We start from the raw sequence: 13,286 nt of genomic DNA on the forward strand, positions 1-13,286 counted from the left end.
CTAAGCCGGGGAGAGCGGGCATGACGCCACCCGTACTCACGCCGAGCCTGGAAGGTGGCGCCGAACCCGCTGCCACCTCCTGGTGGCGCCGCCTGTTCGGCTTCATCGGCCCCGGCTACCTGGTGGCGGTGGGCTACATGGACCCGGGCAACTGGGCCACCGACCTGGCCGGCGGCGCGGCCTACGGCTATTCGCTGCTGTGGGTGATAGGCCTGTCGAGCGCGATGGCGATGCTGCTGCAGATCCTGGCGGCGCGGCTGGGCATCGTGGCGGGCGCCGACCTGGCGCAACTGTGCCGCCGCCATGCAACGCCGCGCTCGTGCATCGCCCAGTGGCTGCTGTGCGAACTGGCGATCTGCGCCTGCGACCTCGCCGAGGTGATCGGCACGGCGGTCGCGCTCAAGCTGCTGTTCGGGATGCCGCTCAGCGCCGGGGTGGTGCTGACGGTGCTCGACGTGCTGCTGATCCTGTGGCTGCAGCAGCGCGGGATGCGCTACCTCGAGGCCTTCGTGGTCAGCCTGATGGGGATCGTGTTCCTGTGCTTCGGCATCAACCTGGTGCTGGCTCAGCCGGACTGGCAGGCCGTCGCCGCGGGGCTGGTACCGACCGCGCGCACGGTCACCGATCCCGGCATGCTCTACCTCGCCATCGGCATCGTCGGCGCCACCGTCATGCCGCACAACCTGTATCTGCATTCATCGATCGTGCAGACGCGCCGCCCCGGTGCCGGCGACGCCGGCCGGCGCAGCGCGATCGGCTTCGCCACCGCCGACATCGTGTTGGCGCTGGCCCTGGCGCTGCTCGTCAACGGCGCGATCCTGGTTACCGCGGCAGCGGTGTTTCATACCAGCGGCCACCAGGACATGGCGAACCTGGAAGATGCGTACCGCCTGATGGGACCCTTGACCGGCAGCGCGCTGGCCGGCGTCCTGTTCGCGCTGGCGCTGCTGGCGGCGGGGCAGAGCTCGTCGATCACGGCCACGCTGGCCGGCCAGGTGGTGATGGAGGGCTTTGTCCGCCTGCGCGTGCCGGCCTGGCAGCGGCGGCTGGCGACGCGCGCGCTGGCGGTGGTGCCGGCCTTCCTGGTCACGCTGCTGTGCGGCGACGAGGGCATCGGCCGCCTGCTGCTGCTGAGCCAGGTCATCCTGAGCCTGCAGCTGCCGTTTGCGATGTTCCCGCTGATCCGTTTTACTGCCGACCCGCGGATCATGGGCCGCTTCGCCAATCCGCGCTGGATGACGCTGCTGGCATGGGCCGCCATGGCGACGATCGTCGCCCTGAACACTGTGCTGATCGTAAAGGCCCTGTCATGAGCGCCGGCGGCTGCCTGAAAACATTTCGCGGTGTCAGCAGTGCAGGGAAGAAAGGTATGGTACTTTCCTTGCACTTGGCATTTTTTCAACCCACCATCTTCGACAAAGGCGCGCAGTGTCCGACGTCCATCCTCCCGATTCCATCCAGCTGCAGGCCTGGCTGCGCGCCGCCGCCCTGCAGGATGCGGAGGCGTTCCGCGCCCTTTACGAAGCCACCTCGGCCAGGCTGTACGGGTTTGCGCTGCGCATCCTGGTCAAGCCCGAGCTGGCCGAGGAAGCGCTGCAGGACGGTTTCGTCGCCATCTGGCACCACGCGGGAAGTTACCAGAGCCAGCTGGCGGCGCCCATGACCTGGATGACCACCATCGTCCGCAACAAGGCGTTCGATTTGCTGCGCGCCGGCGGCAACGGCGCCGACATCAGCCTCGAACCGTTCGACAGCGAGGTGGTGGAAGCATTGCGCGATCCGGACGCCACGCCGATCGAAGCGCTGGCGATCAGCCGCGAAGCAAAGGCGCTGGCGTATTGCATGTCGGCGCTGGAAGGCGTGCACCGGCAGGTGGTCGGCCTGGCCTTCTTCCACGATTTGTCGCACAGTGAAGTGGCGCAGCGGATGGCGCTGCCGATCGGCACCGTCAAGACCTGGATCCGGCGCAGCCTGGGACGCCTCAAAACCTGCCTGGAGAAAGGTGGGCAGCCATGAACCTGCGCGACAAACCCGAACTGCGCGACCGCCTCGCCGCCGAGTACGTGCTCGGTACGCTGAAGGGCGGCGCGCGGCGCCGCTTCGAGGCTTACCTGCATGGCGACGCGGCCCTGCGCCGCACTGCGGACGAATGGCGCGACCGCCTGGCGCCGCTGGCCGAATTCGCCCCGCCACGACAGCCGCGCAAGCAGGTGTGGAAGCGTATCGCCCAGCGCCTGCACCTGCGCGAAAGGCATCCCGCATGGCAGTTCTGGCACAGCGAATCGCTGCTGTTCTGGCGCTGGCTGGGCGGCTTGTCGACCGCGGCGGCGCTGGCGCTGGTCACTGTGCTCGCGCTCGGTCCGGGCAGCCAGGCGCAGCCCGATTACATCGCCACCCTGGCCGACGACAAGGCGCAGCCGGTGCTGCTCCTCACCGGCGACGAGGGGCGCCGCCTGCTGACCGTACGGCTGCTCGGCAACGTCGCCGTCGCCGCCGACCGCACGCTGCAGCTGTGGGCGGTGCCGGTGCAGGGCAACCCGCGCTCGCTCGGCCTCCTGGCCGGCCGCGAGAGCACGCTGGCGCTGGACCGTGCCGCACTCGGTGCCGGCGTGGCGATGCTGGCGGTATCGCTGGAGCCGCGCGGCGGCTCGCCGGATCCGAACGGGCCGACCGGCCCGATCCTGTACAAAGGCAACTGGGTGCGGGTGATGTGAGGGTCGTGCCGGTCCTCGGCCGGCACAATTTCCTGCGATCGAATAGCTCTGTTAGGCACCGCACAGTGCCGATCTGCCGAAAGTTATATTTTTTCTATCGTGAACTCCGCGAACTCAACAGCGCCGGAAACGGCGCCGCGGAACAGCAGCGAATGCGAGAGGGATCGGCTACTCCGGGAACTTTTGAGCAGCTTCACTGTCAACGGCGATAAGTCTTGATCGTGTGCACTGTTCAGTTGGTTACGTTGATGTAGCGCAGCCCACTCACGTGCCTTCGTTTTGTTTGGTAGGGAATGAGGGAAGAATGTGGTGATGGTCGAGTTTCGGTCTACTCCGCGTCGGTCTACAATTTAAAGAGGAATTCATCATGGATAATCAAAAGTCGAACGAAGCAAAAGGCACCAATGTGGGCGGTACTCCAGGTAACCAGGGCAACGCCGGCAACGCATCGGGCAGCCTGAACAAGAGCACCCAGCTGAACCAGGGCAAGGACCAGACCATCGGCGGCTCGACCGGTTCCAGCACCGGCGGCGCCACCGCCAGCACCCAGGGCGTCGGCTCGATGGGCGCGATGAGCGCCAGCGGCTCGACCGCGGGCGGCACCAACAGCCAGAGCGGCCAGCAGAACAGCCAGAGCGGCGCTGCTACCGGCTCCGGCACCGGCGGCGACCTGAAGGACGCAGCCAAGGACGCAGCTGGCAAGGCCCAGGACGTCGCCAAGGATGCGGCAGGCAAGGTCCAGGATGCGGCCAAGGATGCAGCCGACAAGGCCCAGAACGTGATCGGCAAGGCGCAGGACGCCGCCGACCAGAAGGCGCAAGACCTGCACCAGTCGATCGACAAGGCCGCTGACGCCGCCAAGCCGCTGGTCGACAAGGCCATCAACAGCGTGCAGCCGGTCGTCGACCGCCTGGCCACCAGCGCCCACGCCGGCGTCGACAAGCTGCAGGGCCTGCTGAGCGGTGCCACCTCGGGTCTGGGCGACCGCAAGGAGCAACTGACCGACGCCTACGGCCAATACGTGGACCAGGGCCGCGACTACGTGCGCCAGAACCCGGGTACCGCCGTGGCGATCGCCGCCGGCGTCGGCTTCATCCTGGCCAAGATCCTGGGTGGCGGCCGCCGCGACTACTGATATCGGTACCGGTCGGTCGTGCCTCCCGCTGCGGGAGGCAACCGATCCTCGACCTTTGAAGCCGGCGCGATGCCGGCTTTTTTATTGTCGTCGATCTGTCAAGAAGAACAGACCACTTTGTCGCGTTCCAGCAAAAATGCCAAATTTATTTCATTAATTCAATCGTGCGCTTACCCTTTTAGCGAGAAGATGTATTTATTGCTGACAGCGGCAATCAATAACATCAAATCAAGGGGGAGCAATGCAAAAGCAACAAAAATGGGGTACGGCGCTCGTGCTCGCCGGCATGGCCTTCGGTACCGTCATGGCACCGGCAGGGGCGTCCAGCCACCGCGAGGCACCTTTCCTCGCCAATTCGCCCAAGGTCGACGGTACCGACTTCTACATGTTCCGCAGCTATGCGTCGGGTCGCCAGGACTACGTCACGCTGATTGCCAACTTCATTCCTTTCCAGGATCCGCAGGGTGGCCCGAACTTTTACCAGTTCGACCAGAACGCCCTGTATGAAATCCATATCGACAATAACGGCGATGCCAAGGAAGACATCACCTTCCAGCTGCGCTTCAAAAATACGTCGAAGCGTACCGCGCTGACGATCGGCGGCAAGCAGGTGCTGATCCCCCTGATCAATTCGTCGACCATCAGCGGCGTCAATCCGGCATCGCTCAACGTGCGCGAGACCTACACCATCGACATGGTCAAGGGCGACCGTCGCGGCGGCACCCGCACGCGCCTGGCCGGTACCGGCGGCGCCACCGAATTCGACAAGCCGGTCGACAATATCGGCGACAAGACCTTCGGCGGCACCAGCGGTTACGAAACCTATGCCAACCAGCACATCTACGACATCACGATCCCCGGTTGCGGCACCGGCCGCGTCTTCGTCGGCCAGCGCAAGGAACCGTTCTATATCGCGGTCGGCAAGATCTTCGACCTCTTCAACCTGAATCCGTTGGGCGCCGAAGCGGCCGGCAACAAGAACGACCTCGAAGGCAAGAACGTCAGCTCGATCGCGCTCGAAGTGCCGATCGCCTGCCTGACCGCGGCCGGCGAGCCGGTGATCGGCGGCTATGCCACCGCCAGCGTGCGCCAGGGTCGCCTGATCAATCCGGCGCCGGGCTCCGGCATCAACAGCGCGGTGAAGGAGGGCGGTCCATGGGCCCAGGTCTCGCGCGTCGGCATGCCGCTGGTGAACGAGGTGATCATCGGGATGGACGACAAGGACCGCTTCAATTCCTCGAAACCGAAGGATGACGCCCAGTTCCTGAACTACGTCACCAATCCGGTGCTGCCGGCCGTGGTCGAGACCCTGTTCCCGTCCGCCAAGGCGCCGACCAACTTCCCGCGCACTGACCTGGTGACCGCCTTCCTGAAAGGCTTGCCGGGCGTGAACCAGCCGAAGAACGTGGTGGCCTCGGAAATGCTGCGCCTGAATACCAGCACCGCGCCGACCGCGCTGGCCAACCAGAACGTACTCGGCGTGGCCGGCGGCGACAATGCCGGCTTCCCGAACGGACGCCGCCCGGCCGACGACGTGGTCGACGTCTCGCTGCGCGTGGCGATGGGTGCGCTGTGCGTACTCACCGGTACGAGCGATGCGCTGGGTGTGGGCTGCAAACCGGCCGATGCGCCGGCCGGCGGACTCAAGCTGACCGACGGCGTGCGCAAGAGCGCGGCCGACTTCAAGCCGGCTTTCCCTTACCTGAACACCCCGCTGCCGGGTAATCAATAAAGGGAGGCGCAGATGATGAGCAAACTTCTGGCGAACCGGCGCGGCCGGCTGGCGCTGGCGGCCCTGCCGGTGCTGCTGGTACTGGCGGCCTGCGGCCACCACCATGACGACGACAACACCGGCGGTGGCGGCACCACCCCGCCGGGGGCGACCAGCGATGCCTTCGTCACCTATGTGTCGCAGCAGGTCGCGACCCAGAGCGAGACCGCGGAACCGCTGTCGACCGATGGCGTGAATCCGACCGTGCCGGAAAATACCGAGCCGGTGGCGCTGCCGGCGTCGTGATGGCGGGAGCCGTGTCACACCTGCGCGCTTGCGCTGGCGCGCTGGTGTTGAGCCTGGCCGGGGTGGGTGGGATGGCGGCTGCCGCGCCCTACATCCCGGCCGACCCTAACCAAGTGGTCGAACGCCTGCCCAGCCGCGCCGATCCGGTGCAGCGCGAGCTGCGCCGCCTGCGCGACGAACTCGCCGCCAAACCAAACGACCTGCGCCTGGCCGGCGCGCTGGCCCAGCGCTACATCGAGCAGGCGCGGATCGAAGGCGACCCGCGCTACCTCGGCTATGCGCAAGCGGCGCTGGCGCCGTGGTGGACGCAGGCCACCCCGCCCGACCCGGTGCTGGTGCTGCGCGCCACGCTGCGCCAGAGCACCCACCAGTTCCCGGCCGCGCTGGCCGACCTCGACCAGGCAGTCAAGCGCGACAGCGGCAACGTGCAAGCCTGGCTCACGCGCGCCACCGTGCAGATGGTGACCGGCAACCTCGCGGCCGCGCGCGCCAGCTGCATGCGCCTGTACTCGCGCGCGCCGGCGCTGGTGGTGCAGACCTGCCTGTCCAGCGTCGGCAGTATCAATGGCCAGGCCGCCGCCAGCTACCGCCAGCTGGTCGACGCCCAGGCTGCGCATCCGCTCGCCGACCGCGGCGTCGACGTCTGGGTCGCCACGCTGCTGGCGGAAATGGCGGCGCGCAGCGGCAACGACGGCGCCGCCGAGACCCATTTCCGTACCGCGCTCGGCCTGGGCGAGCCGGACAGCTACCTGCTGGGCGCCTACGCCGACTTCCTGCTCGACCATGGCCGCGCGCCCGAGGTAGTGCAACTGCTCAAGGATAAAACCCGGGTCGATGCGCTGCTGCTGCGTTACGCACTGGCCTTGCAGGCCACCGGTTCGCCCGAAGCGCGTCCGCAGATCGACGCCCTGCGCGCGCGTTTCGACGCCGCCGTGCTGCGCCGCGACACCGTCCACCAGCGCGAGCAGGCACGCTTCGAACTGGACCTGCGGCGCGACCCGGCCGCCGCCGTGCGCCTGGCCAAGGCCAACTGGCAGGTGCAGAAGGAACCGGCCGACTTGCGCATCCTGGCCGATTGCGCGGTCGCCAGCGGGGATGCCGAGGCGGCGCGCCTGGTGCGCGACTGGCTGCGCAGTTCGCGCATCGAGGACCGCCAGGTGGCTGCCGCCGCCGCGCGCCTGAAGGCGGCCGCATGATGCCCGGCTTGCGTACCCTGTGGCTGCTGGCCGCGGCGTTGCTGCTGGCGGCGGCCCCGGCCTGGGCCCACAAGCCGAGCGACAGCTACCTGACGCTGGACGTGCGTGAAGCCGGGGTCGACGGCCAATGGGACATTGCCCTGCGCGACCTCGACATGGCTATCGGCCTCGACCAGGACGGCAACGGCGAACTGACCTGGAGCGAGGTGCGCGCCCGCCACGACGCCATCGCCGCCTATGCACTGGCGCGCCTGAAGCTGGCCAGCGGGGGCGCGCCCTGTCCGCTGCGGGTGACCGAACAGCTGCTGGACAATCACAGCGACGGTACCTACGCCGTGCTGCGCCTGCATGCGGACTGCGGCGGCGCGGTCTCCGCCCTCGAGGTCGACTACCGCCTGCTGTTCGACATCGATCCCCAGCACAAGGGCTTGCTGCAGCTGCGCCATGCCGGCCAGGTGTCGACCGCGATCTTCGCGCCCGACAGCGCGCGCCAGTCGCTGCAGGTGGCCGATGCCTCCGGCTGGCGCCAGTTCGGCGACTACGTGCGCCATGGCGTCTGGCATATCTGGATCGGCTTCGACCACATCCTGTTCCTGCTGTCGCTGCTGCTGCCGGCCGTGCTGGTCTACCGCGACCAGCGCTGGGAAGGCCGTACCACCTTCCGCGCCGCCGCCATCGACGTGCTGAAGATCGTCACCGCCTTCACGCTGGCGCATTCGATCACGCTGACCCTGGCCACGCTGGGCGTGGTGGCGCTGCCGTCGCGGCTGGTGGAATCGGCGATCGCGGCATCGGTGGCGCTGGCCGCACTCAACAACGTGTGGCCGCTGTTCCATGGCCGGCGCGCGCTGGTCGCCTTTGCCTTCGGGCTGATCCACGGTTTCGGTTTCGCCAGCGTGCTGCTCGACCTCGGCCTGCCGAAGGCGGCGCTGCTGCTGTCGCTGGTCGGCTTCAATGTCGGCGTCGAACTTGGACAGCTGGCGATCGTGCTGTTGTTCCTGCCGCTGGCTTACCTGGTGCGCAATACGGTGCTGTACCGCCGCGGCGTACTCGGTCTCGGTTCCTGCGTCATCGTGCTGGTGGCGCTGGCCTGGCTGGTGGAACGGGGCATGGATGTGAAGCTGCTTGCTTGACGAGCCCGCCAGCGCGACCTTGAAGCCGGCCATGCGCCGGCTTTTTTATTGATGCGCCGTTTTGATTGCAAGTTGTAGCTAACCGACATTGCCATCGCAATTAGTTGCCAGATGGAACTTGTTCAGTTAGCCTTTCCTGTTTGCAAGTTTATTTGCTTGCGCCAGCGCCGACCCAGCCCACGCCGGCACGTCTTGTCCCATTTTCACGCATCCGCAACCGCCGCAGCGCGCACGGCAGGCTTGCGTTCATTCCTATTCCACTGTCGATATGAGTCTTCTTAATTTGAACATCGCCAACCGCCTGCGGCTTGGTTTTGGCATGCTGGTCGCCATCATTATTGCCTTGGCCGGTATCTCCCTGTATTACATGGATAACCTGAACCAGGTATCGTCCGACATGGCCGACGGCGTCTGGCCGCGCGCACGCCAGGCCAACCTGGCACTCGACAGCGCACGCCGCAGCATGGCGCGGCTGGGGCAACTGACCGCGAATACCGACCCGGCGGCGCAGGCCGGGATCGAGGCGCGCCTGGCCTCCGCCCTCGATGACGCCAACCAGGCCTTGACGAAGCTCGAACCGCTGCTGGTGACCACGACCGGCAAGGCGCTGCTGGCCGAAGCGAAGCCGCAGCGCGACACCTACCTGGGACTGGTCGTCCAGGTGCGCGCACTGGTCGGCGCAGGCAAACAGCAGGAAGCCAGCGTGCTGGCCTACGGCAAGGCCTACGATGCCCTGCAGGCGCTGTGCAAGACCCTGCGCAAGCAGGTCGATTTCCAGGAAGGCCGCTTCGACAGCATGAATGACGGCGCCGACGTCACCTATGCGCTGGCACTGCGCATCGTCGTCGCATGCGCGGTTGCCGCCGTGCTGCTGGCGCTCGGTGCGGCGATCCTCATCACGCGTTCGGTCGTGCGTCCGCTGCACCGCGCGGTCGAGGTGGCGCGCACCGTCGCCGCCGGCGACCTGACCAGCCGCATCGACGTCACGGGCAAGGATGAAGCGGCCCAGATGATGCAGGCGCTCAAGGAGATGAACGCATCGCTGCTGAAGGTGGTATCCGAGGTGCGCGGCGGCAGCGGCGAGATCGCCACCGCCGCCCGTGAAATCGCCACCGGCAACCTGGAGCTGTCCTCGCGTACCGAGCAGCAGGCCGGTTCGCTGGAAGAAACCGCGTCGTCGATGGAAGAGATGACCTCGACGGTGCGCCAGAACGCCGAGAACGCGCAGCAGGCCAACCAGCTGGCGGCCAGCGCCTCGGACGTGGCGCGCCAGGGCGGCGCGGTGGTGGCGCAGGTGGTGAAGACCATGGGCGATATCGACACGGCTTCGCGCAAGATCGTCGAGATCATCGCGGTCATCGACGGCATCGCCTTCCAGACCAACATCCTGGCGCTGAACGCTGCCGTCGAAGCGGCGCGCGCCGGCGAGCAGGGACGCGGCTTCGCGGTCGTCGCCAGCGAGGTGCGCAGCCTGGCGCAGCGCTCGGCATCCGCGGCCAAGGAAATCAAGGCCTTGATCGACGATTCCGTCGGCAAGGTCAGCCTGGGGTCGCAGCTGGTCGGCCGGGCCGGCAGCACCATGGACGAGGTGGTGGCCAGCGTGCAGCGCGTGAGCGACATCATGGGCGAGATCAGCAGCGCCAGCCGCGAGCAGGAAGGCGGCATCACGCAGATCAACCAGGCGCTGACCGATATGGATGCGGTGACCCAGCAGAACGCGGCACTGGTGGAAGAGGCGGCCGGGGCCGCGGGCAGCCTGCAGGAGCAGGCGGACCGGCTGCAGCAGATGGTGGCGGTGTTCAAGGTGGATGTGGCCGACAGCGCGGCGCCGGCCGTGCAGCCGCGGCGCGCCGCACAGCCGGCGCCGGCGCCGCGCTTGGCGACGCCCGTGAAGCCGCAACTGAAGCCGCAAGTGAAGCCGGTGACGAAGCCGGCGCCAGTGGAGGAGTGGGAAACCTTCTGAAGGGGGCCCTCACTTCACCGCTTCATGCCCCTTCACCGGCTGCCTCGGGTGCCGGCGCAATTTGCCGGCCATGCGCCCGAACCAATGCTCGATGTCGTCGACATAGGTGAACACCGCCGGCACCACCAGCAGGCTCAACAACGTCGAGGTGATCAGGCCGCCGATCACCGCGATCGCCATCGGCGCGCGGAAGCTCGGGTCGCCCGACAGGCCCAGCGCCAGCGGCAGCATGCCGGCACCCATCGCGATGGTGGTCATCACGATCGGGCGCGAACGCTTGTGGCAGGCGTCCACCAGCGCGTCGATGCGGTTCATGCCGGCCTTGCGCGCCAGGATCGCGTAGTCGACCAGCAGGATCGAGTTCTTGGTCACGATCCCCATCAGCATGATCAGGCCGATCATGGTCGGCATCGACAGCGCGCTGCGCGTGACCAGCATCGCCACGAAGGCGCCGCCGATCGACAGCGGCAGCGCGGCCAGGATGGTGGCCGGCTGCAGGAAATCGGTGAACAGCAGCACCAGCACCCCGTAGATGCACAGCACGCCGATCAGCATGGCGATCACGAAGCTGCCCATCAGGTTGCGCATTTCCTGGGCGTCGCCCAGTTCCGCGATCTGCACCGTCGGCGGCAGGTTGCGCAGCGCCGGCAGGGCGCGCGCCTCGGCATTCACTTCGCCCAGCGAGCGTCCGTTCAACTCCACGTCGAGGGTCACGTTGCGGCTGCGGTTCAGGCGGTCGATCTGGGCCGGGCCGCTTTCCACCGTGATGGCGGCCACGTTGGCCAGTAGCACCGGGCCGTTCTTGCCCGGCACGGTGAGCCTGCCGATGGCATCGAGGTCGGTACGCACCGCGTCCGGCAGCTTCACCCGGATCGGCACCTGGCGCTCGGACACGTTCATCTTGGCCAGCACCTGGTCGTAGTCGCCGGCGGTGGCCACGCGCACGGTCTCGCCGATCGCCGCCGCGGTCACGCCGAGGTCGGCGGCGCGCGCGAAATCGGGGCGCACGATGATTTCCGGGCGCACCAGCGAGGCGCTCGAGTTGACGTTGCCGATGCCGTGCAGCGTGCGCATCTCGCGCTCCGCCTGGCGCGCGGCCGCGATCAGGGCCACCGGGTCTTCGCTGCGCAATACCATCTGCATCTTGACGCCGGTGTCGGGCAGGCCGACGGTGAAGCGTGCGCCCGGAATGTCGGCCAGGCGCGCGCGCAGCGCCGACTCGATCTCCACCAGCTTTTCCTTGCGCGCGGTGCGCCCCACGGTGGTCAGCGTCAGCACGGCGCGGCGCGCCTCGGCGGCGGCGCCGGGCGCCAGGGCGTTGCCGCTGGAGCCGCCGCCGATCGAGCTGAACACGCCGGTCACGTTCGGCACCCGCATCGCCGCCTGGCGCACGCGCTCGGCCACGGCGCGGGTCTCCGCCAGCGTGGCGCCGGGCGGCAGCTCGACGTTGATCTGGGTCTGCGAGCGGTCGTTGGCCGGCACGAAGCCGGTCGGCAGCAGCGGCACCAGCGAGACCGAGCCGGCGAAGAACAGCGCCGCCGCGATCATGGTCAGGCGGCGGTGGCGCAGGCACCATTGCATGGTGCGCATGTAGCGCCGCATCAGGGGGCCGTCCTTGTCTTCCTGGTGCCTGGCCGGCTTCAGGAAGTAGGCCGCCATCATCGGCGTCAGCAGGCGCGCCACCAGCAGCGAGGCCAGGATCGCCAGCACCGCGGTCCAGCCGAACTGTTTGAAGAATTTGCCGGGGATGCCGCTCATGAAGGCGGTCGGCAGGAACACCGCCACCAGCGAGAAGGTGGTGGCGATCACCGCCATGCCGATTTCGTCGGCCGCTTCCAGCGCCGCCTGCATCGGGGTCTTGCCCATCTTGAGATGGCGCGAGATGTTCTCGATCTCGACGATGGCGTCGTCGACCAGCACCCCGACCACCAGCGCCAGCGACAGCAGGGTCACCATGTTCAGCGTGTAGCCGAACAGGTACAGGCCGAGGAAGGCCGGGATCACGGACAGGGGCAGGGCGGCGGCGGCGACCAGGGTCGCGCGCCAGTCGCGCAGGAACCACCATACCACCAGCACCGCCAGCAGCGCGCCTTCGTACAGCATCTCCATCGAGGCGTCGAAGTTGTCCTCGACCGGCGCGGCATTGTCGATCACTTCCTTCAGCACCACGTTGGCGTGCTGTTGCTGCAGCTCGGCGATGGCCGCGCGCACGCCGCCCGCGACGTCCATCTCGCCGGCGCCGCGGGTGCGGAAGATCTCGAAGCCGACCACCGGCTTGCCGTCCTGCTCGGCGATCGCGCGCGGCTCGGCGACCGTGTCGCGCACGTCGGCGATTTCATAGAGCTTGACGCGGCGGCCGTCCGGCAGCGGAATGTCCATGCGCGCCAGCGCCGAGGCGGTCTGCACCGTCGCCAGCGTGCGCACCGACTGCTCGGCGCCGCCGACGTCGCCGCGTCCGCCCGGCTCCTCGCGCTGCACGTTGCGCAGCTGGCGCGAGACGTCCAGCGCCGATACCCGCAGCGCCGCCATGCGCTCGTCGTTCAGCTCGACCCGCACTTCGCGGTTGACGCCGCCGACGCGTTTCACGGCGCCGACGCCGGGCACGCTGAGCAGGCGCTTGGAGACGGTGTTGTCGACGTACCAGCTCAGGTCGGGCGCATCGAGCGCCGGCTTGCCGTCCCTGCTGGCCGCCTGCGCGGTGAAGGTCTGCACCACGCGGCCGGCGGTGGTGGTCTTGGTCACGCTGGGGTCGCGCATCTCGGCCGGCAGGTCGGCGCGCACGCGCGAGACGGCGTCGCGCACGTCGTTGACCGCGTCCGACAGGTCCTTCTCGAGGATGAACTCGACGGTGACGGTGGCCACGCCGTCCAGCACCTTGGTGTAGATGTTCTTGACGCCCTGCAGGGTCGCGATCGAGTCCTCGATCTTGCGCGCGACCTCGGTCTCGAGCTGGGCCGGGGCGGCGCCGTCGAGGGTGGCGGTGACGGTGACGATCGGCAGTTCGATGTCCGGGAAGTCCTGCACCTTGCTCGCCTTGAAGGCCAGCAGGCCGGCGAGCGTGAGCAGGACGAACAGCATGATCGCCGGGATCGGATTGCGGATCGAGAAGGCCGAGAAATTCATCGCCC

Annotated in this window: 10 protein-coding genes; 9 read left to right on the forward strand and 1 reads right to left on the reverse strand. The window is 67.8% G+C overall.

Features of this window, described 5'->3' with window-relative positions:
- Positions 1–20: 20 nt before the first annotated feature.
- The 9 genes from U1H99_RS02865 (at position 21) to U1H99_RS02905 (ending at position 10,158) form a co-directional block, all read left to right on the forward strand.
- Positions 21–1,313 carry an Nramp family divalent metal transporter gene (locus U1H99_RS02865; RefSeq protein WP_323140258.1) on the forward strand — a complete coding sequence of 431 codons (1,293 nt, stop codon included), beginning with the start codon at positions 21–23 and terminating at the stop codon, positions 1,311–1,313.
- A 115-nt stretch (positions 1,314–1,428) separates the two neighbouring features.
- Positions 1,429–2,016: a sigma-70 family RNA polymerase sigma factor gene (locus U1H99_RS02870; RefSeq protein WP_323140259.1), complete on the forward strand. Its 588-nt coding sequence runs from the start codon at positions 1,429–1,431 to the stop codon at positions 2,014–2,016.
- Positions 2,013–2,714 (forward strand): anti-sigma factor, encoded by a 702-nt coding sequence (locus U1H99_RS02875; protein ID WP_323140260.1) that lies wholly within the window; start codon positions 2,013–2,015, stop codon positions 2,712–2,714. Before U1H99_RS02870 ends, U1H99_RS02875 begins: the two co-directional genes overlap by 4 nt.
- A 367-nt stretch (positions 2,715–3,081) precedes the next feature.
- The gene (locus U1H99_RS02880) at positions 3,082–3,849 is read left to right on the forward strand and encodes an ElaB/YgaM/YqjD family protein (RefSeq protein WP_323140261.1); all 768 of its coding nucleotides are present in this window, start codon (positions 3,082–3,084) and stop codon (positions 3,847–3,849) included.
- A 241-nt stretch (positions 3,850–4,090) separates the two neighbouring features.
- Complete coding sequence (locus U1H99_RS02885) at positions 4,091–5,581, forward strand: DUF4331 domain-containing protein (protein WP_375341577.1); 1,491 nt, start codon at positions 4,091–4,093, stop codon at positions 5,579–5,581.
- Positions 5,582–5,593: 12 nt separating this feature from the next.
- Positions 5,594–5,866 carry a hypothetical protein gene (locus U1H99_RS02890; protein WP_323140262.1) on the forward strand — a complete coding sequence of 91 codons (273 nt, stop codon included), beginning with the start codon at positions 5,594–5,596 and terminating at the stop codon, positions 5,864–5,866.
- 11 nt (positions 5,867–5,877) lie between these two features.
- Positions 5,878–7,062, forward strand: a complete 1,185-nt coding sequence (locus U1H99_RS02895; protein ID WP_323140263.1) for a tetratricopeptide repeat protein — start codon at positions 5,878–5,880, stop codon at positions 7,060–7,062.
- Positions 7,059–8,195 (forward strand): HupE/UreJ family protein, encoded by a 1,137-nt coding sequence (locus tag U1H99_RS02900; protein WP_323140264.1) that lies wholly within the window; start codon positions 7,059–7,061, stop codon positions 8,193–8,195. Before U1H99_RS02895 ends, U1H99_RS02900 begins: the two co-directional genes overlap by 4 nt.
- 268 nt (positions 8,196–8,463) lie before the next feature.
- Positions 8,464–10,158, forward strand: a complete 1,695-nt coding sequence (locus U1H99_RS02905; RefSeq protein ID WP_323140265.1) for a methyl-accepting chemotaxis protein — start codon at positions 8,464–8,466, stop codon at positions 10,156–10,158.
- 9 nt (positions 10,159–10,167) lie between these two features.
- Here U1H99_RS02905 and U1H99_RS02910 read toward each other — a convergent pair whose 3' ends face one another.
- Positions 10,168–13,281: an efflux RND transporter permease subunit gene (locus U1H99_RS02910; protein WP_323140266.1), complete on the reverse strand. Its 3,114-nt coding sequence runs from the start codon at positions 13,279–13,281 to the stop codon at positions 10,168–10,170.
- Between the last annotated feature and the right edge of the window lie 5 nt (positions 13,282–13,286).

Origin of the sequence: Massilia phyllosphaerae (assembly GCF_034659755.1) — a bacterium.
GTDB classification, from domain to species: domain Bacteria; phylum Pseudomonadota; class Gammaproteobacteria; order Burkholderiales; family Burkholderiaceae_D; genus Telluria; species Telluria phyllosphaerae.

Excerpts from the sequence above, each read along its gene's own strand:
- U1H99_RS02910 (WP_323140266.1), bottom strand. The coding sequence starts at position 13,281 with ATGAATTTCTCGGCCTTCTCGATCCGCAATCCGATCCCGGCGATCATG.
- U1H99_RS02900 (WP_323140264.1), top strand. The coding sequence starts at position 7,059 with ATGATGCCCGGCTTGCGTACCCTGTGGCTGCTGGCCGCGGCGTTGCTG.
- U1H99_RS02885 (WP_375341577.1), top strand. The coding sequence starts at position 4,091 with ATGCAAAAGCAACAAAAATGGGGTACGGCGCTCGTGCTCGCCGGCATG.
- U1H99_RS02905 (WP_323140265.1), top strand. The coding sequence starts at position 8,464 with ATGAGTCTTCTTAATTTGAACATCGCCAACCGCCTGCGGCTTGGTTTT.
- U1H99_RS02865 (WP_323140258.1), top strand. The coding sequence starts at position 21 with ATGACGCCACCCGTACTCACGCCGAGCCTGGAAGGTGGCGCCGAACCC.
- U1H99_RS02880 (WP_323140261.1), top strand. The coding sequence starts at position 3,082 with ATGGATAATCAAAAGTCGAACGAAGCAAAAGGCACCAATGTGGGCGGT.
- U1H99_RS02890 (WP_323140262.1), top strand. The coding sequence starts at position 5,594 with ATGATGAGCAAACTTCTGGCGAACCGGCGCGGCCGGCTGGCGCTGGCG.
- U1H99_RS02875 (WP_323140260.1), top strand. The coding sequence starts at position 2,013 with ATGAACCTGCGCGACAAACCCGAACTGCGCGACCGCCTCGCCGCCGAG.